We start from the raw sequence: 17,443 nt of genomic DNA on the forward strand, positions 1-17,443 counted from the left end.
AGCGCCGGAACAGGCGGCTCTCCACGAGAACCGCCTGTTCCGGCGCGAGTGCCTGGGTGTCAGACGGACAGCAGCTCCCGCTCCAGCCGCGCGAACGAGGCCTCCATGCCGTCGGCCATGCCGGTGGCGAGGATCATGTCCCGCGTCTCCTTGTCGGGGTACTCGATGAGCACCGTCACGAGGGTCGCGCCGTCCTCCTCGTAGAGGTTGAGGTCATTGAGCGTCTCGGTCGGCATGCCCTGCATCCGCTCGGTGGTGACGGCGCGCTTCGGGGCGTCGATCAGCAGCGCCTCCCCCTCGAATCCGAACGGCTCACCCTCCGTGTCGCCCACGGGCGCCCAGGAGTTCCGGTACGACTGGCCGACCTCGGTCGCCGACACGCACTCGGTCATCTCCCACCCGTCCGGGCCGAGCATCCACTGCCGGATGAGCTCGGGCTCGAAGTGGGCGCGCCACACCAGCTCGCGCGGACCCTCGACGAGGCGGGTGATGCGCACGTGCGTGTCGTCCAGCAGCTCCACCCGCGTGCCCTTGCCCTGCGCGTAGTCGCGGAGGTCCTGCAGCACGGCGTCGAGCTGGGCCATGGCCATCCGGGTGCCCTCCACGGCGCCCATCGCGACGACCTGCTCGAGCGCCTCGGCGGACGTGAAGTGGCTCGTGTTGACCATGCGCGTGCCCTCGGCCGTCGGCTCGAACGTGAACGTCATGCGCATGGAGGGGAGGTTCGCGTCCGGCGTGCCGTCCTCGTCGGCGAACGAGTCGAGCACCGTGAAGCTGCGCGGCGCGTCGATCTCCAGGAACTCCCACGTGCCGGAGGCCTTCTCCCCGCGGGGACCGTTCATCGTGTAGACGGCTCGGCCTCCGACGGTGTGGTCCCACCGGGTGAAGGTGGCCGGCCAGCCGGGAGGACCCCAGAACCGCTCGAGCTGCTGCGGGTCGGTGTAGGCGGCCCAGACGCGCTCGACGGGCGCGGCGAGGTCGGCGACGACGGTCATGGTGAGGTTCTCGGCATCCGTGATGATGTCCGTGACAGGCATGTCAGTCTCCTTGCGATTCGGTGCGTTGACTGCTGGTGGGGCCGGTGGGGGCCGGCTTCCCCGCGGGCGGGGACGGCTCGGCCAGGAGATCGTCGAGCCGGGCGATGCGCGACCGCCACAGCTCTTCGTATCGGGCGAGGAGCGCCCTGGCGCGGGCGATCATCTCGGGGTTCGCGCGGACGAGCCGCTCGCGTCCCTCGGCGCGCTTGACGATGAGGCTCGCCGCCTCGAGCACGGCCACGTGCTTCTGGACCGCGGCGAACGACATCTCGTACTCGGAGGCGAGGGTCGAGACGGACTGCTCCCGCTCGATCGTCCGGCGCAGGATGTCCCGCCGGGTCGACGTCGCCAGTGCGTGGAACACACGGTCGACCTCCGCTTCGCTCAACTCCGTTTGTGCAACCATTTGGTTGTACGTTAAACCCGGGTCGGGAGCGTGTCAAGAGCTTTCCTGTGATTTCCGCCTTTGGATCGGACTAACGGCTTTACACCGGACTACCCGCGGCGAGATCGGACTAAGTCCGATCTAAAGCAGAGTGCTGGGGGCCGCCTCCCTTCGGAGTGGCAATGAAGCCAGCTGCGGTCGCGAGGAAAGTCAGATCGTCAGGCCGACTCATGCAGGACGACGGTCAAAACGCGCGCACATCCAGACCCCGAATACGGATGGTTGGCGGTCGGCAGAACCTGCGCCGAAACCCATACACCACCCGTTTCGGCGCCCTAACGTTTCGGCAGGGGGTTACGGCGGGGCGACGCTCGGCGTGTCGCACTTCCCCAGCACCACCACGGGTGCCCGGCCGCAAACGATCGTTTTCGGTGGTAGCCCGGGCACGACATCAACAGCGAAGTCGAGGATGATTGAGTCGTGGAGATTGAGCTGCTTTATATCGCCGGTTGCCCCAGCTGGGTTGAGGCTGGCCGTCGTGTTTCTGAGGCGCTACGAGAAACAGGCCACGACGAATCGGAGGTTCACTACCGACTCATCCGGACGGAGGAGGACGCGGGCGCAGTCTCGTTCGCGGGCTCCCCCACGATCACCCTGGATGGCAACGATCTCTTTCCGGGGTCGGGGCGAAGCAATGACCTCGCCTGCCGTATTTACAGCACCCCTGCTGGGCTGGCCGGGATGCCAACGGTTGAACAGATTCGAGAGGCGCTCTCCGCTCATGGCGACTGACGAGGACGTTGCGTGCACGTGCTGCGGGCGACATCTGCCACGCAAGAAGCTGCACGCACTCGGAGACGATCGCGCTTTCATCTGTCGACGATGCGGCTGGTGGGTGGCTCTGCGCCTACATCGCGACCGCCCGCCTGCCTAAGCGTGAACTCACTCAACGGCTGCCCACGGCGATCGCGCCGATGTAGAGGGCGAGTTGATGGGTGTCCCACCACCGCACAACGGATCTCACTCGGTGCTCTCATCCCCGGCGCGGATCATGAAAACTGCTCCGGTGATCGCTGCGGCGAAGATTACGATGTCGGCGATGTTGCCGATGAACCAGTTTCCGTAGGCGAGGAAGTCCACGACGTGACCACGGGCGAATCCGGGGTCCCGGAAAAGGCGGTCGCCTGCGTGTGAGGCGGAAGCGCCGCCGAGCGCGCCGATGACGATCGCCCATCTCACGCGTTGCACTCGGAACGCGAACACGATCGCTGTGACCGTGGCGGCGACAGCGAGCAGCGCGAACACCCAGGTGAAGCCTTCCCCGAAGGAGAATGCCGCTCCGGGGTTATAGGCGAGCTGCAAACCCAGCAGGTCACCGATCAGCGGGATGCGCTCACGGTCGGTGAGGGTCGCTTCGGCCCACACCTTGGTTCCCTGATCGATCAGCACGACGACCACGGCGATCAAGAGCGCTCCACCAGTGAGCTGCCGCCGCCGGGTCGACGACAGCTTGCGCGCAGCGGGCGGATGAGCCTCTGACTGGGAGGAGGTCATGCGAGCACCTCGATCAGACGGACGATGACCCCAGATTCGATCAGGATGAACAGGCCCAGGCCGATGAACACGGCCGGTACGAGCCAGTGCTCGACGCGCTCCAGCCCCTCGGTAACAGCCTTGTTGGTGCCGATCAGCCGGCCGGCCGCGCACCAGACCGCGACGAGGATGAGGAACACGACGATCATGATCGCGACGTCGACTGGGGTGCTGGTGCGGAAGATTGGCGTGTAGAGGGAGATATTGTCGGCCCCGTTGGCGATCGTGATCCCTGCGACGCCCCATAGTCCGACCGCGGTGATCTTGGAGTCGTCGTCGTCATTGTCGCCGTTGCGGCGCAAGCCGCGAATGAGCGTCCACACGCCGATGCCGAGCGGGATCAGACCCAGGAACCCGACCCATTCGTCCGGAACGATCGTGAGCCCGAGCGCGGCTATCACACTGATCACGACCAGGGTGATGAACCCGAGATACTGGCCTGCGATGATCTGCCACGGGCGGGGTTTCCCTCGACTGGAGGCGAGGAACAGCACGGTGAGCACGACGATGTCGTCGATGTTCGTCGCCGCAAAAAGGCCGATCGCTGAACCGATGGTGGCGAGCATCAGCTTTCCAGTCGTGGCGTGCGGGCGGCACGCAGGCCGTTGAGGATCACGATGACCTCCGCGACCTCGTGGACCAGGACGACAGCCGCGAGCCCCAGGACGCCGAAGAGCGCGAGCGGGAGCAGGGCGGTGATGATCAGCAGCGACAGGATGATGTTCTGGTTGATGATCCGTCGACCGCGCCGGGCGTGATCGAACGCCCGCGGGATGAGGCGCAGATCATGGCCGGTGAAGGCCACGTCGGCGGATTCGATCGCTGCGTCGGAGCCTGTCGCGCCCATCGCGATGCCGACGTCTGCGCTAGCGAGGGCCGGGGCATCGTTGATGCCGTCGCCGATCATCGCGACCGGTCCTGCCTTCGACAGTTCTGCGATCGCGGTCGCCTTGTCCTCCGGGCGCAGCTCCGCTCGCACGGCGCTGATCCCGGCCTGCGCAGCCAGAGCACGAGCGGTCCGGGCGTTGTCGCCGGTGAGCATCGTCACGCCGACGCCCTGGCCGGTGAGTGTCCGGACTACGTCAGAGACTTCAGGGCGCAGCTCGTCACGGACGCCGATCGCGGCGACCGGTGACCCGTCGCGGTGCACGATGACGACGGTCATGCCCTGCTCTTCCAGCGTTGCGACCCGCTCGACGAGGTCGCCGGCGTCCAGCCAGCGGGGACTGCCGACGGTGATTCTCGATCCGTCGACGGTGCCGTCAATACCGTGGCCGGCCTGCTCGGTCACATCTGCAGCTGCCGGTGTCCCCGAGGCTGCGGCGGTGATTGCTGAGGCAAGAGGATGTGTGCTGTGCTGCTCCAGGGCAGCCGCCCACGCCAACGCCTGGACCTCGGTTACACCGTTCGTGGTGAGCACGGCGGTGACCACGGGCTCGTTGCGGGTGAGGGTTCCGGTCTTGTCGACGGCGACGTGCCGGACCGTCCCGAAGCGCTCGAAAACGGCGCCGGACTTGATGATCACACCGAACTTGCTCGCCGCACCGATCGCAGCGACGACCGTCAGCGGCACCGAGATCGCCAGCGCACACGGGGAGGCCGCGACGAGCACGACGAGCGCGCGGGTGATCCACACCTCGGGGTCGCCCAGCAGCGAACCGATGATCGCGACAAGCGCTGCGAGGATCAGCACGCCGGGCACCAGCGGGCGGGCGATCCTGTCCGCGAGACGAGCACGCTCGCCCTTCTCGGTCTGTGCTTTCTCTACCAGTTCGACGATCGTGGTGAGCGAGTTGTCGGTGCCCGCAGCCGTCGTTTCGACCTCCAGCGCGCCGGCGCTGTTGATCGCGCCGGCCGACACAACATCGCCAGGCTGGACCTCGACCGGGATCGACTCCCCAGTGATCGCCGAGGTGTCCAGGCTGGAGCGACCGGAGCGGACGATCCCATCCGTTGCGATCCGCTCGCCCGGGCGGACCACCATGACCTGACCGACCATAAGCTCTCTCGCTTGCACCTGCACAGCGTTGCCGCCCTGCAGCACGGTCGCTGTTTCCGGGACGAGCTTCAGGAGCGCCCGTAGCCCCCCGCGGGCCCGGTCCATCGCCTTGTCTTCGAGCGCCTCAGCGATCGAGTACAGGAACGCCAGAGCCGCGGCCTCCTCGACGTATCCGAGGACGACTGCACCGATGGCGCTGATGGTCATCAGCAGTCCGATGCCGAGCTTGCCCTTGAACAGCTTTCGTATCGCGCCAGGCGTGAACGTCGACGCACCCAGCAGCAGACCGGCCCAGAACAGCACGAGCGCCGGAATCTCGAGGCCGGACCACTCGAGGATCAGGCCGACGAGGAACGCAACGCCGGAAAGGACCGGCACCATGATCCCGCGGTCCCTCCACCACGGCCGCTCAGCCTCTTCGTGTTCCTCTCCCGCCGGGGCGGCGGACTCGTGCTCGCAGCCGCACGCCGCGCTCACGCGTCAGCCCCTGCTCCGCAGCAGCCCGGCACCGTGCAGGCCGAGTCCACACACGGCGCGTGCTCGTCCACAGCCAGCGTCACATCCACAAGCGCGAGGAGGGCCGCGGCGAGATGAGGGTCGGCGATCTCGTAGCGGGTTTGCCGGCCCTCAGGCTCGGCGACAACGATCCCGCAGTCACGCAGGCAGGTGAGATGGTTCGACACGTTGGAGCGCGTCAGCTCTAGCTCACGGGACAGGACTGCGGGGTAGCTCGGGCCACCGAGCAGAGTCATGAGAATCCGAGAACGCGTAGGATCAGCCATGGCGCGGCCGAGCCGGTTCATGACGTCGAGACGAGAAGCAATGGTCAGCATAAGCTGAACTATACAGTCTCCGCTGACCTATTTCCTATGCGGTCAAGCCAATGCCCTCAGGGCATGGTCTTCGAGCCCGAAAGAACGCTGCCGCCCAGAATGCACAGGCGAGCTCGACGCGTCTCTGACATGAGCCGTCTTCTGGTTCCGGACGCGCTCCGTGGGTTCGCGATTGTCGCGATGCTCATCGCGCACGCTGCTCCGTTCGTGCCGAACGCACCGTGGGCGGTGCAATTCGTCACGGCGAACTTCAGTAGTGTCGCGTCGCCGCTCTTCGCACTCGTCATGGGCATGTCGGCGGAGCTTGTGTGGAGACGCGGCGGCGCTGCGGGGGTGACGTTGCTGCAACAGGCTCTGCGTGGCCTGTTCCTCATCGTCCTGGGTGTGTGGATGGCCACGTGGGGCTCCTGGCTGGCGGTCATCCTGAGCTATCTCGGGCTGCTCATCATCCTCGGCGCGCCCCTTCTACTCCTGCGCAGCTCGGTCGTGATCGCCGCGACAGCGGTCCTTGTCCTGGCCAGTCAGCCATTGCTGAGCGTCGCACGCACCTGGATTTGGGTCTACACCGCGCCGCCGCCCGTGCGTGAGGTCACGACCTGGATGTTCCTGGGCCCTCAGTATCGGGTGGTCAACCTGTTGCCGGTGTTCCTCATCGGTGCCCTGTTGATCCGTCACGGCTTGAAACGCGATCGCTTGTTGTGGATCATGGCGGCTGTGGCGCTGTTGGCGTATCTTGCCTGGGGTTTCGGGCAGCGCTTCGGCACGGTGTTATCGGGGGACTACCTGGACTCTCTGAGGGATATTGGCTTGGTGTTCGCCGTCTACGTCTGCGTTGTGCTGGGGGCTACGGTGAGGCGGGAGCATGCAGAGCGTTTTTGGGGTGCTGTCTTTGTTCCCCTGTGCGCGTGCGGTCAGGTGGCGTTGTCCCTGTACTTGCTGCACGGCGGTCTCATCGCACTCTGGAGTAACGCGTATGGCCGCCCTGCCGAGAACTTCTACTTGGGATGGCTGGTGATCGTTCCGGGCATGATCGGGGCGGGTTGGGTGTGGTGGCGGTTTGTTGGAACTGGTCCAGTTGATGGGTGATGGGCTGGCTCAGCGGACGACGTCCCAAGGCTTTCTCGCTTCGCCCGTAGAACGGGCGCGTGGCTCACGGGTTCGCAAGAAGACTTGATTGGTGGGGCTGGTATCATCCTGAGGTCATGGTCGTCCACGGTCGCGCTCACAAATGCGTTAGCCGAGCCGACGAGTTCCTGATAACGAAGATCATTACAGCCCTCGGGCTGGCGCTTCTTCTCGTTGTCGGAGCATGGCCGGGCGGCCATCGTGACGTGACAGATACGACTCCGTATCTGAGCACGACATCCTCGTCGTCACTAGGGACGCCTTCTGTCGGCCAGGACTCCGCTGGTTCCGGTGAAAGCGTTGTCGGCGCGACCGCCGAACAATTCGTGACCGGGGATACCGCAAACGACATCGTGATCGGTGTTGCCGGGTGCCTCTTGGGTATCATCTGCTGCTTCTTGGTGCTCATCGTCACGCGGACCTTCCGCCGGCACGTCCCCGGTTCTCACATTCGCGAACGTTTGCCGCGCGCACCATCACTGGCGGCCATGACGGGGCGCCTGTTCGCATTGCCTCCTTCTCTCACACAGCTTTCTCTGTCGCGGACCTGACTCTGGCGGCGCCATCTCTTCGATGGCGCTCCACTGGTCGCCCTCGTTCGTTGTGTGTGTTTGGAGTGTCTATGAAATCTTCCGTGAAAGCGGTACTTGTCACCGTTGCTCTCGCCGTGGTGTTGCTGGTCGTCGCGCTGGTCTTCGTCCTTGTCAATCAGAATCGAGCTGCCGCACCCGAGACGGGGACCGCTGACGGTCCACAGGTCGTCCGTGAGAACTCGCATGTCCTCGATGACGGAGGGGAAGGGGCGGTGACGGTTGTCGAATTCCTCGATTTCGAGTGCGAGGCCTGCGGTGCGTTTTATCCCCTCGTCGAGGATCTCCGCGGCAAGTTCGATGGCGAGATCACGTACGTGATCCGCTACTTCCCGCTGCCTGGTCACCTCAACTCGAAGAACGCCGCAATCGCTGCCGAAGCCGCAGCGCAGCAGGGGCGGCTGGAAGACATGTATCACCGCCTGTTCGAGACGCAGCCTCAATGGGGTGAGGCTCAAGAGTCTCGTGCGGACCTGTTCCGGGGGTTTGCGGAGGAACTCGGATTGGACATGGCCGCGTTCGATGATGCGGTCGCTGATCCGGCGACAGCAGAACGGGTCCAGTTCGATCTCGACGAGGGTGAGCAGCTCGGTGTCAGCAGTACCCCCTCGTTCTTCATCGATGGAGAGCCTGTCGTGCTGGAAACGTGGACCGACCTGGAGGACAGCATTGAAGCCGCGGTGAACGGTGCTGAATGATGGCGCGTTCGCTATCGCACCGTCGCGTCATCATCGTTGGCGCCGGGCATTCCGGATTGGCGACAGCCGCCGCGCTCAGGTCCTCCGGGCTTGAGCCACAGAAAGACTTCGTGATCATCGATTCTGCACCCCCCGGTCAACGAAGCTGGGCCACACGGTGGCAGTCGATGAAACTGCGCAGTGCGGCACGCCACAGTGTCGTCCGCGGGTTCCCTTTCCCGGGCGATGAAGATCGTCATCCGAGTGCGGATGAGATGTCCGACTATCTGTCTTCGGTGGAGAAAGCCATCGGTGTGAAGACCGTGTGGAGCACACGAGCTCTTGGAGTCAACCGGTTGGGCGACGGATCCACGCTGCATCTGTCGACCTCCGCCGGGGAAGTGCAAACACGAAATGTGGTCTGTGCAACGGGAGCTGCCGCCGTGCCGCGCATACCGGGGTGGCGCCAGGAACTGGCAGTGCCCGGTGTTGTGCTGCATTCCAGCCAGTACCTCGACCCCGCGCAGATACCCCCCGGCCGCGTGTTGATCGTTGGCGGCGGATACAGCGGAGTGGAGATTGCTGAAGAACTCACGTCCTCCCACGACGTCACCCTCGCGACTCGAGCGGAACCACCACGGGCATCAGAGCGGCCCATCTGGTCAAGGCTGCGACGTAAGGGTCCGATGTCCGAGGCACGCCCCCGCGCAGCTTCGACAGACGTCACTCATGCCGCCGCCGTAACGGGGGTCAACGGAGACACCGTGATGTTCGCCGATGGGGCGTCCATGAAGCCGCAATCCCTGATCCTCGCGACCGGGTACGAGCCGGCAGACGGATGGCTGCCCGATTCGGAGCCCCCCGGGCAGCCATTACACGTCAGTGCACGCATCCCCGGACTGTTCACTGTTGGCATGCCGCGATACTCCCGGGCGGACGCTGACACCCTCGCTGGGGCGAGCCGTGAAGCGGCGACCGTCGCCCGGCTAATCGTCGGACGGCCATAAAGGAGCACCATGACAGAAACAGGGCACAGTCACGGTATCGGTGACGCCACTCCCCGCAATCGCCTGGTCATCGCGTTCGCGATCACCTCCTCGGTCTTCATCATCGAAGTAGTCGGGGCAATCATCACAGGCAGCCTCGCACTGCTCGTTGATGCGGCGCACATGCTCACCGATGTCGTCGGGTTGGCGATGGCCGTCACCGCTGCGCATCTGATGAACCGTCCCCCGACTCCCAAGTACACCTTCGGTCTTCAACGCACTGAGGTGCTCGGTGCACTCGCTCAAGCAGCTCTGCTGCTCGGAGTGGGCATCTTCGCGCTCGTGGAAGGCGTACGTCGGCTGTTCGAGCCCCCGGAGATCGCTTCGGGAAGTCTGCTGTTCTTCGGCATCGTCGGTCTCGTCGCCAACATCGCCTCCATGCTCGTATTGTTCAGCGGCCGCGGGCGCAATCTCAACATGCGCGCCGCGTTCCTCGAGGTCGTCAACGATGCCCTCGGTTCCGTCGGCGTCATCGCCAGCGCCATCCTCATCGCCGTTTTCGGTTGGTATCAGGCGGACGCTGTCGCGGGCGTCTTAATCGCGCTACTCATCATTCCCCGCACCCTCATCCTGTTGCGAGCATCCGGCCGGGTCCTGTTGGAGTCCACACCTGCCGGTCTCGACCTCGAGGATGTTCGCCGCCACATCCTTGCCCTTCCGCACGTGGTCGCGGTGCACGACCTCCACGCGACCCAGGTCTCGACCGACCTCCCCACGCTCACCGCCCATGTTGTGGTCGATGACACCGTCACGATGGAAGCTTCCGCCGAACTGCTGGCATCACTTCAGCAATGCGTCAGCGAACATTTCGCCGTGAGCATCGAACACTCCACCTTCCAGATTGAACCCGAATCCCACCCCGGAGAGCACGACACCCATGCATAAACGCCTCTCGGCACGCACCACTGCCGTCCTCACCACCCTGTTGTTGTCGGCATCCGTCGTACTTGGGGCTGCATCTCCGGCCGCCGCTCATGACGACTTCGTTTCGTCGTACCCCACCGCCGACTCGACCATCAACGGATCCCCCGACGAGATCTCTCTGATGTTCACCGGAACCCTCACCGGTGGTGACGACGCAACGGTCGTCGAGGTTATCGATGAAAGCGGAGCAAACGTCGCCGTCGACCCGCCGACGGTGAGCGGTGACTCGATCACCCAACACCTCTCCCCGGACGCCGCAACCGGCATCTTCACCGTCCGCTGGAAGACCGTCTCCGCCGACGGACACCCGATCAGCGGAGAGTATGTCTACACCGTCACGCCCGCGATGGCCACGGAACCCAGCACTCCGACCACAAGCCCCACCCCTGAAACCTCCCCAACCGAGGAGCCGGAACCGGCCCGACCCGCGCAAACATACGGTGGCACGGCATCCGGCGGCGGCGCTTTCGAACTGCTGCCCCTGTTCTTCCTCTCGGGTCTAGCACTGATTCTGGGGATCGGCGTTGTGGGAGTGGTTATGGCCGGGCGCCAGCGTCACCAGCGCGACCGCGCACAGGCCGCCAAGGATGCCGCAGCTACGGAGAACGACGCCGATGCGTGATCGAGTCCGCCGGTCGGCCGTGATGCTCATCGTCGCCGCCATCGTCATCCTGATCGATCAAGGCACCAAGACTCTTGCTCTGAACACGTTGCGGCAAGATGCGCGTATACCGCTGATCGGTGACTGGCTCGGTCTTCAACTGGCCTTCAACCCCGGGGCGATCTTCTCGCTCGGGGAAGGTTCCACATGGGTCATCACCGTCATCGGGGTCGCTGTCACCGCGGTCCTCATCGGTGCCGCCATCCGAGCCCGGAACGTCTGGTCGGCGGTTGGTTTCGGTTTCATCGTGGGCGGTGCGATCGGAAACCTCATCGATCGCTTATTCTCGCCGCCCGCGTTCGGGATCGGGCACGTCACCGACTTCCTCGCCTACGGGAACCTGTTCATCGGCAACCTCGCCGATGTCGCTCTCGGCATCGGTGCCGTATTCCTCATCGTCGCGGGTCTGCGCACAAGCCGTCGCCGGCCAGACCCCGCGTCCCGCCCCGATCCCGTCGACCCTGTACCCGCCGAAGAAACGGTTCACCCATGAGTCCCAAAGAACGCGTCCCCTCCACTTACCAGCGGAATGCCCTGGCCCCCAGCCTCGTCGCCGCCGCGATCCTGTTCCTGGCCCCGGCGCTCTTCCAGGCGAACTGGGCACCGCTCGTCCTCTTCATCGCCTCGATTTTCGGGCTGATCGTCGGGTGGTTTGCGCTGCAGGCACGCCACTGGTGGTGGATCCCGGTTTTCCTCGCGATCGCCGTGCTCTGGAATCCGGTGATGCCGTTCCCCTTCTCCGGTGTCGTGTGGACCACAGCACAGCCCGTCGCGGCCGTGGTCTTCTTGGCAGCGGGTGCGACGATCAAGGTGATCCGGAAGTGAGCGGCGTGAGCTTCGCGTCACGACCATGCGTGTGAGCGGCGAGATCCCGGACAGTCCCCCGTCACTGCAGACGTTCCTCGCACCGGCCGACATTCCTCTTCCGGTGCTACCCATCGTCGCGGGGATCCTCGCTGCGCTTTATCTCGTCGGAGCGATCCGATTGTGGACGCACGGGCGTCGTTGGCCCGTGTGGCGGACGGTCAGCTTCCTTCTCGGGTGCGTTCTCCTCGCGGCGGTCACTGGCCTGGGCGTTGAAACGTATGGCCAGGCGCTGGTGTCCGTTTTCATGTTCCAGCAGCTCACTCTGATGATGATGGTGCCGCCGCTACTGGTCCTCGGCTCACCCGGAACCCTTCTTCTGCGAGCAACACCGCATCACGGAGCGGGACGGGTAGTCCTCACAGCGGCCCACAGTGCTCTTCGAAGCCCGGCCGCGAGATGGGTACTTAGCCCGTGGGCCACTGTGCCGCTCTACCTGTTCGCGTTCTACGGCATCTACCTTGCGGGTGCTGCCGATTCCATCCTCACTCTCCCCACGGGTCACGTCGCGCTCGAGGTCGGATTCCTCCTCGCCGGCATGCTGTTCACCATCCCCATCTTGTCCTCCGATCCTCTGCCGGTCAGGTTGGGTCACGGTGCCCGTGCGCTGGATGTGTTTGCTGAAGCCGCGCTCCACGCATTCTTCGGGGTGTTCCTCATGATGGCCAGCACGATCCTGGTCGGCTCGTTCGTCGCCCCCACAGAGGCGCTAGGCATCGATCCCCTCGCTGACCAGCAGCTAGCCGGTGCTCTGGCCTGGTCCTACGGCGAAGCCCCGACCGTGCTGATGTTGATCTACGTGATGCATCGTTGGTTCCGCAGCGACACCGCTCGTGCTGCCGCGGCGGACCGGTACGCCGACGTGCATGGGAACGCCGACCTCGACACGTACAACGCCTATCTGAAAAATCTGAGCTCTCATGACCGTGACCGCTGACCCGTTGGTGGGACCCCCCATTTTCGTTCGATCGAGGCGCGGCAACCCCAGAGAGCACAACGCGCGCCTGCCTGTTGCGGTGCCGTTTTCCGTAGCGATCATCGCGGCCGCCGTCGCAGGAGGAATACTGGATTTCGCCTACCCCGCATACGGGTGGTGGCCCGCAGCATTCGTGAGCGTAACCATCGGGCTGTGGACGCTCCGCGGACGTTCTCTACCCGGGGCGTTCCTGATCTCCCTCGTCTACGGCGCGGCCTTCTACTTCACCCACTTGGCATGGGTGTCACGGTTTCTGGGGCCTATCCCGTGGGTCGCGCTGGCTGGCTTGGAAGCTCTGCTGTTCGGTGCCGGCGGCGTGCTGATCGCACTCGCCTATCGAGCCACCACCCGGACCGGATACGGGTACCGCGCGTTTACCCCTCTGCTGGTCGCCGGGGTGTGGGTGCTGCGAGAAACGCTGATGGGTAGCACGCCGTACACCGGGTTCCCATGGGCGCGCGTCGGTTTCAGTCTCGCCGAGAGCCCGCTCGCGGAGGCCGCATCCTGGGTTGGGACCACCGGGCTGTCCTTCCTGACAGTCCTGGTCTGCGCGAGCGTTGTGGAAGCCCTCATCCTCCGCCGATGGGAGCCAGCAGCAGCAGCGGCGGTCATCGTCGTTGCCGCGATAGCCGTCCCTCTGTTCCCGACTGAGCAAGCGGGAATGTTGCGCGTCGGATGGGTGCAGGGCAACGGTCCCAGCGGCTACTTCGACACCAAAACAACAGGTGACATCCTGCGCGCGCAGGAAGAAGCGACCGCTCCTCTTCTGGACCGTGAGATGGACCTTCTCGTCTGGCCAGAAGGGGCCGTCGACGCCGATCCCCTGCGCGATGTCGCCGTCGCGGGCCGCCTTGATCGACTCGTGCAGGGCGCCGGCGCTCCGGCACTGGTGAATGCGGCGACCACCCGCGGAGCCGACACGTTCAACACCTCGATGCTGTGGACCAGCGCCGGGCCGCAGCAGCTCCACGACAAGGCCAACCCCGTCCCTTTCGGCGAATACGTCCCGGACCGTTGGTTCTACGAAGCCATCGCCCCCGACCTCATCGGATTGATACAACGCGAGTACACGCCCGGCTCCAACACACCCCTCATGAACGTTGGCGATGTGCCCATCGGTCTGGCCATCTGTTTCGACGTCATCTACAACGACGTCATCCACCAAAGCGCGGCCTCTGGTGCGCAGATGTTCGTGTTTCAAACCAACAACGCGGACTTCAGAGGCACCGACGAGAACCTCCAACAGCTGGCCATCGCCCGTATGCGCGCGCTCGAAACAGGGAGAACTGCCGTCAACGTCTCCACCACCGGGACCAGTCAAGTCATCGGCCGCGATGGAAAAGTGTTGGCTCAGGTTGCGGTGGACACGACCGCGGCGAAGATCACCGAGGTCCCCCTCCGCACCGGCACGACCCTCGCCGTCGTGCTGATGCCGTGGCTCGGCTGGACACTCAGTATCGGAAGCGTACTCGCGCTGCTCGTCGTGTCGATCCGACAGCGGCGGTCGGATGCTCACTCCCAGGAAGACGGATGGATGAAGTTGTGAAACTCAAGATTCTGACCTCTGTCGCGGCACTCTGCGCACTGTTTCTACTCAGCAGCTGCGCACCCACCGTCCACCTCGAGCCCGCAGCAAACGCGAATGACCCGCTGTGCGCAGAGGTCACCGTACGACTACCGGACTCGATAGGCGACCAGGATCGCGTCTGGACGGACGCTCAGGCCACCGCAGCATGGGGCACCCCCAGCAGCGTGCTCCTCACCTGCGGGTCGGAGCCCCCGGCCCCCACCACGCTGCAATGTGTCAGCTTGGGTGGCGTCGATTGGATCGTCGACGAGGAGGACACCCCGAATCTGCGGCTCACAACCTACGGCCGAGAGCCAGCTGCCCAGGTGTACGTGGACACCACCACCCTGTCGGCAGACGCGGTTCTTGAATCTCTCGCCGGGGCGATCCAGCAGCTCCCCAAGACCGGTGAATGCACGGCACCTGTAACCGAAGACCCAGACGTCGTAGGCGATGAGACGGGAGATACCGCTCCATGAATCCCGTTGTTCTCCGGATTGTTGGTCCGACGATTCTCGTTGTCGCCGCACTCATCGCTGCGGTGGTCGGGCTCGCGATCGGTGGAGGAGCTGCACCAAGACTCACCAATGACCCTGGAGCGCTCGTGCGATGGGGACTCCCGGCCGCGAAGCTGATCGTCAATCTTTCCGGTGCGGCAATGCTCGGGCCCCTGGTGCTGGCGGTGTTCGCTCTCCCCTCAGGGGGGAAACCGTTCACCGTCGCGCTCGATATCGCCTCCGCCGGCGCCGCGACCCTCACCATCTCAAGCGGGGTGGTGGCTTTCCTCACCTTCCTGTCGTCGTTCAATCCGCAAGTGAGCCTGAACGCCGAGTTCGGTGCGCAATTGGGCCGCTTTCTTCTCGACACGGAGCTGGGACGATCATGGCTTATCACCGTGATCCTCGCCTCGGTCGTGACAGTCCTCGCATTCGCTGTTCGCAGCAATGGGGCGGTGCTGTTCACGACCGTGCTCGCGATCATCAGCCTGATACCCATGGCCACCCAGGGTCATTCGGGTGAGCTCGCCAACCACGATCCCGCGGTCATGTCCCTCGTCCTGCATGTCATTTCAGCAGCAGTATGGCTCGGCGGTCTCATCCTGCTCGTCGTCGCGCGACCGATCAGCTCGCCGCGCGAACTCGAGAACCTGCTCCGCCGGTACTCGACGGTGGCGCTCATCGCGTTCATCGGCGTCGCCGTCTCGGGATACGCGCGGACGCTCACAGCCCTCGGCCGGTGGGAGGATTTGGCCTCACCGTACGGCATCCTCCTTCTCACAAAGATCGGCGCGCTTTTGGTCATGGGCGTCCTGGGTGCCGCCTACCGCCGCCGACTCATCGCAAAGACCAGCGAGGGCCGTGGCGCCTTCTGGACGATCGTGTGCGTCGAACTCGGTTTCATGGGTGTCGCGAGCGGGGTCGCCGCCGCCCTCGCCCGCACCGCCGCCCCCGCCGATGCGATCACCCTGCCGCAGACCACCGCCGCGGAGATCCTCACCGACGCACCCGTCCCGGTCGCACTCACCCTGCAGAGATGGTTCACGGCGTGGAGTCCCGACCTCCTTTGGGTGCTCGTCGCGGGTTTCGGAATCGTCTTCTACCTCGTCGGCGTCCGACGCGCACGGCGCCGCGGGTATCCGTGGCCAGCCAGGCGCACGATCAGCTGGATTGCGGGGATGGGGGCGCTTCTGTGGACGACCAGTGGGCCGATCGCAGCCTATGACGATTCGCTCATCAGTATGCGATTCCTCGCCTTCGCTCTCCTCAGTCTCGCGATCCCCTTGCTCCTTGTCTTCGCGGCGCCGATCACCCTCGCAACCTTGGTCATCCACCCACGGGACGATGGAAGCCGAGGACCGCGCGAATGGCTTCTCTGGGCCGCCCACAGCCCCCTGGCCCGGTTTACTCGTCGCCCCGTCGTCGCCGCGTCCCTGTTCGCCACGTCGCTGTGGTTGTTCCACTACTCCGACCTGTTCCGATGGTCGCTCTACGACCAGCTCGGAGCGGAATGGATGATCAGCCAGCTCCTCGTCACCGGGTGCCTCTTCGTACGATCGCTTTCCCCGAACGCGTCCACGACTCCCGAGGGGCGGTGGCGTGTGGCCTCACTCACTGCGCTCACAGGCGTGGCCACTTTCTTCGGCATCGCCACTATCGCTCGCTCCGACCTCATCGTCGCGGAGTGGTTTGGCGCCATGGGGCGCACGTGGGGACCCACCCCCCTGCAGGACCAGGCCCTCGCCGGAGCCGCCACCTTGATGATCGCGGGAATGCTCGCAATCCTCACCGGCTTCTCCGTCCTCCACACGAAACGCAACAACAGACCTACCGACAGCACCCCCGTGCCCGCCGGACGAAAGGACCCACGCCCGTGACCTCCACCCACCGCACCCGCTGGCTCGCCAGCACACTTCTTGCCCTCATCGCACTGGGAATCGTGGCCGCACCGGCCCCCGCAGCTCTCGCGCACGACAACCTCCTGGACACCGTGCCCGGGGCAGACGAAACCGTCACCCAACTCGACGACGTCGCTCTCACGTTCAGCGGGGAACTCATTGACTTCAGCCAGGCAAGCTTCGCCCAAGTGCAAGGACCCGACGGCCTCTTCTACGAATCCAGCTGCTCCACCATCGACCGCAACATCCTCACCACCCCGGTCGCACTCGGAGAACCCGGCGTCTACACCGTGCTTTGGAACGCCGTCTCCAGCGACGGTCACCCCATATCCGAGAGCTTCACGTTCACGTACGCTCCCACCGGCATCGAGCCAGGGCTGGGATGGGACCAACCAGCATGCGGGAACGAACAATCACGGATGCAACCGGCAAAGGCGTCGCCCTCTGCTGTGCCAACTACCGAACCTCCCGCAGCGGACACCCCTGCCCCGGCGGCATCCGCAGGCGAGAACGAGGTGGCTTCGATCGCGATCCCGCTCATCATCGCCGTGGCTGTCATAGGTGCCGCGGTGATCGCCACCACCGTTGTCGTACGGCAAGTGAAAAAGAACAAACACAACAAGGTGAGCCCCGACATCCACACGGACCCGAAAGCGTGAACTTCGTGTCAGGACAGTCGAACTCGAATTCGATGCGACAGATATGGGCCACTGATCAGAGATCACGAGCGAGTCGGCGCGACTTCGGCGGCCACGTACGGCCGATGGACCA

General features: G+C 64.8%; 20 protein-coding genes. 14 read left to right on the top strand and 6 right to left on the bottom strand.

What is annotated here, in order from left to right:
* Positions 1 to 59: 59 nt before the first annotated feature.
* Together AB1285_RS13670 and AB1285_RS13675 are read right to left on the bottom strand one after the other, a co-directional pair.
* On the bottom strand, positions 60 to 1,037 hold the full coding sequence (locus AB1285_RS13670) for an SRPBCC family protein (protein ID WP_259951878.1): 978 nt from the start codon (positions 1,035 to 1,037) through the stop codon (positions 60 to 62).
* A 1-nt stretch (position 1,038) separates the two neighbouring features.
* Entirely contained in the window at positions 1,039 to 1,443 is a 405-nt protein-coding gene (locus tag AB1285_RS13675; protein ID WP_370428076.1) for an ArsR/SmtB family transcription factor, read from the bottom strand.
* Positions 1,444 to 1,902: 459 nt separating this feature from the next.
* Here AB1285_RS13675 and AB1285_RS13680 point away from each other — a divergent pair, with 459 nt between their 5' ends.
* Positions 1,903 to 2,214 (top strand): hypothetical protein, encoded by a 312-nt coding sequence (locus tag AB1285_RS13680; protein ID WP_029153956.1) that lies wholly within the window; start codon positions 1,903 to 1,905, stop codon positions 2,212 to 2,214.
* 228 nt (positions 2,215 to 2,442) lie between these two features.
* Here the strand turns inward: AB1285_RS13680 and AB1285_RS13685 are convergent, their stop codons facing one another.
* From AB1285_RS13685 to cmtR, 4 genes are read right to left on the bottom strand one after another with little or no spacing between them, the layout of a single operon-like run.
* Positions 2,443 to 2,976, bottom strand: a complete 534-nt coding sequence (locus AB1285_RS13685; RefSeq protein ID WP_029264099.1) for a signal peptidase II — start codon at positions 2,974 to 2,976, stop codon at positions 2,443 to 2,445.
* Complete coding sequence (locus AB1285_RS13690; protein ID WP_017201915.1) at positions 2,973 to 3,581, bottom strand: cadmium resistance transporter; 609 nt, start codon at positions 3,579 to 3,581, stop codon at positions 2,973 to 2,975. The genes AB1285_RS13685 and AB1285_RS13690 overlap by 4 nt, the downstream gene beginning before the upstream one ends.
* The gene (locus tag AB1285_RS13695; protein ID WP_040568236.1) at positions 3,581 to 5,491 is read right to left on the bottom strand and encodes a heavy metal translocating P-type ATPase; all 1,911 of its coding nucleotides are present in this window, start codon (positions 5,489 to 5,491) and stop codon (positions 3,581 to 3,583) included. The genes AB1285_RS13690 and AB1285_RS13695 overlap by 1 nt, the downstream gene beginning before the upstream one ends.
* Positions 5,488 to 5,847, bottom strand: coding sequence for a Cd(II)/Pb(II)-sensing metalloregulatory transcriptional regulator CmtR (gene cmtR, locus AB1285_RS13700; protein ID WP_017201917.1), 360 nt, complete (start codon positions 5,845 to 5,847; stop codon positions 5,488 to 5,490). Before cmtR ends, AB1285_RS13695 begins: the two co-directional genes overlap by 4 nt.
* A 129-nt stretch (positions 5,848 to 5,976) precedes the next feature.
* Between cmtR and AB1285_RS13705 the strand changes: the two genes are divergently transcribed.
* The 13 genes from AB1285_RS13705 (at position 5,977) to AB1285_RS13765 (ending at position 17,331) form a co-directional block, all read left to right on the top strand.
* Positions 5,977 to 6,933 carry an acyltransferase family protein gene (locus AB1285_RS13705; RefSeq protein ID WP_017201918.1) on the top strand — a complete coding sequence of 319 codons (957 nt, stop codon included), beginning with the start codon at positions 5,977 to 5,979 and terminating at the stop codon, positions 6,931 to 6,933.
* Positions 6,934 to 6,992: 59 nt separating this feature from the next.
* Positions 6,993 to 7,523: a hypothetical protein gene (locus AB1285_RS13710; protein ID WP_151460098.1), complete on the top strand. Its 531-nt coding sequence runs from the start codon at positions 6,993 to 6,995 to the stop codon at positions 7,521 to 7,523.
* Positions 7,524 to 7,594: 71 nt separating this feature from the next.
* Entirely contained in the window at positions 7,595 to 8,260 is a 666-nt protein-coding gene (locus tag AB1285_RS13715; protein ID WP_017201919.1) for a DsbA family protein, read from the top strand.
* The gene (locus AB1285_RS13720) at positions 8,260 to 9,246 is read left to right on the top strand and encodes an NAD(P)-binding domain-containing protein (RefSeq protein ID WP_040568255.1); all 987 of its coding nucleotides are present in this window, start codon (positions 8,260 to 8,262) and stop codon (positions 9,244 to 9,246) included. The genes AB1285_RS13715 and AB1285_RS13720 overlap by 1 nt, the downstream gene beginning before the upstream one ends.
* Before the next feature lie 9 nt (positions 9,247 to 9,255).
* Positions 9,256 to 10,170, top strand: coding sequence for a cation diffusion facilitator family transporter (locus AB1285_RS13725; protein WP_017201921.1), 915 nt, complete (start codon positions 9,256 to 9,258; stop codon positions 10,168 to 10,170).
* Positions 10,163 to 10,831 carry a copper resistance CopC family protein gene (locus AB1285_RS13730; protein ID WP_017201922.1) on the top strand — a complete coding sequence of 223 codons (669 nt, stop codon included), beginning with the start codon at positions 10,163 to 10,165 and terminating at the stop codon, positions 10,829 to 10,831. The genes AB1285_RS13725 and AB1285_RS13730 overlap by 8 nt, the downstream gene beginning before the upstream one ends.
* A gap of 19 nt (positions 10,832 to 10,850) precedes the next feature.
* Positions 10,851 to 11,363, top strand: a complete 513-nt coding sequence (gene lspA, locus AB1285_RS13735) for a signal peptidase II (protein WP_263971446.1) — start codon at positions 10,851 to 10,853, stop codon at positions 11,361 to 11,363.
* On the top strand, positions 11,360 to 11,695 hold the full coding sequence (locus tag AB1285_RS13740) for a DUF6804 family protein (RefSeq protein WP_017201924.1): 336 nt from the start codon (positions 11,360 to 11,362) through the stop codon (positions 11,693 to 11,695). Before lspA ends, AB1285_RS13740 begins: the two co-directional genes overlap by 4 nt.
* Before the next feature lie 25 nt (positions 11,696 to 11,720).
* Positions 11,721 to 12,671, top strand: a complete 951-nt coding sequence (locus tag AB1285_RS13745) for a cytochrome c oxidase assembly protein (protein ID WP_017201925.1) — start codon at positions 11,721 to 11,723, stop codon at positions 12,669 to 12,671.
* Positions 12,655 to 14,256, top strand: coding sequence for an apolipoprotein N-acyltransferase (lnt, locus tag AB1285_RS13750; protein WP_017201926.1), 1,602 nt, complete (start codon positions 12,655 to 12,657; stop codon positions 14,254 to 14,256). Before AB1285_RS13745 ends, lnt begins: the two co-directional genes overlap by 17 nt.
* Positions 14,241 to 14,756: a DUF3515 family protein gene (locus AB1285_RS13755; RefSeq protein ID WP_036304312.1), complete on the top strand. Its 516-nt coding sequence runs from the start codon at positions 14,241 to 14,243 to the stop codon at positions 14,754 to 14,756. Before lnt ends, AB1285_RS13755 begins: the two co-directional genes overlap by 16 nt.
* The gene (locus tag AB1285_RS13760) at positions 14,753 to 16,651 is read left to right on the top strand and encodes a cytochrome c oxidase assembly protein (protein ID WP_311877283.1); all 1,899 of its coding nucleotides are present in this window, start codon (positions 14,753 to 14,755) and stop codon (positions 16,649 to 16,651) included. The genes AB1285_RS13755 and AB1285_RS13760 overlap by 4 nt, the downstream gene beginning before the upstream one ends.
* Positions 16,648 to 17,331: a copper resistance CopC family protein gene (locus tag AB1285_RS13765; RefSeq protein ID WP_026049677.1), complete on the top strand. Its 684-nt coding sequence runs from the start codon at positions 16,648 to 16,650 to the stop codon at positions 17,329 to 17,331. The genes AB1285_RS13760 and AB1285_RS13765 overlap by 4 nt, the downstream gene beginning before the upstream one ends.
* The last annotated feature ends 112 nt before the right edge of the window (positions 17,332 to 17,443 follow it).

The organism is Microbacterium sp. NRRL B-14842 (assembly GCF_050470785.1).

What these genes read in the sequence shown, in the direction of transcription:
- AB1285_RS13745 (WP_017201925.1), top strand. Translation starts at nt 11,721, where the DNA reads ATGCGTGTGAGCGGCGAGATCCCGGACAGTCCCCCGTCACTGCAGACG.
- AB1285_RS13740 (WP_017201924.1), top strand. Translation starts at nt 11,360, where the DNA reads ATGAGTCCCAAAGAACGCGTCCCCTCCACTTACCAGCGGAATGCCCTG.
- AB1285_RS13760 (WP_311877283.1), top strand. Translation starts at nt 14,753, where the DNA reads ATGAATCCCGTTGTTCTCCGGATTGTTGGTCCGACGATTCTCGTTGTC.
- AB1285_RS13720 (WP_040568255.1), top strand. Translation starts at nt 8,260, where the DNA reads ATGGCGCGTTCGCTATCGCACCGTCGCGTCATCATCGTTGGCGCCGGG.
- AB1285_RS13690 (WP_017201915.1), bottom strand. Translation starts at nt 3,581, where the DNA reads ATGCTCGCCACCATCGGTTCAGCGATCGGCCTTTTTGCGGCGACGAAC.
- AB1285_RS13705 (WP_017201918.1), top strand. Translation starts at nt 5,977, where the DNA reads ATGAGCCGTCTTCTGGTTCCGGACGCGCTCCGTGGGTTCGCGATTGTC.
- AB1285_RS13755 (WP_036304312.1), top strand. Translation starts at nt 14,241, where the DNA reads ATGGATGAAGTTGTGAAACTCAAGATTCTGACCTCTGTCGCGGCACTC.
- lnt (WP_017201926.1), top strand. Translation starts at nt 12,655, where the DNA reads ATGACCGTGACCGCTGACCCGTTGGTGGGACCCCCCATTTTCGTTCGA.
- AB1285_RS13715 (WP_017201919.1), top strand. Translation starts at nt 7,595, where the DNA reads ATGAAATCTTCCGTGAAAGCGGTACTTGTCACCGTTGCTCTCGCCGTG.
- AB1285_RS13670 (WP_259951878.1), bottom strand. Translation starts at nt 1,037, where the DNA reads ATGCCTGTCACGGACATCATCACGGATGCCGAGAACCTCACCATGACC.
- cmtR (WP_017201917.1), bottom strand. Translation starts at nt 5,847, where the DNA reads ATGCTGACCATTGCTTCTCGTCTCGACGTCATGAACCGGCTCGGCCGC.
- AB1285_RS13730 (WP_017201922.1), top strand. Translation starts at nt 10,163, where the DNA reads ATGCATAAACGCCTCTCGGCACGCACCACTGCCGTCCTCACCACCCTG.
- AB1285_RS13685 (WP_029264099.1), bottom strand. Translation starts at nt 2,976, where the DNA reads ATGACCTCCTCCCAGTCAGAGGCTCATCCGCCCGCTGCGCGCAAGCTG.
- AB1285_RS13725 (WP_017201921.1), top strand. Translation starts at nt 9,256, where the DNA reads ATGACAGAAACAGGGCACAGTCACGGTATCGGTGACGCCACTCCCCGC.
- AB1285_RS13675 (WP_370428076.1), bottom strand. Translation starts at nt 1,443, where the DNA reads ATGGTTGCACAAACGGAGTTGAGCGAAGCGGAGGTCGACCGTGTGTTC.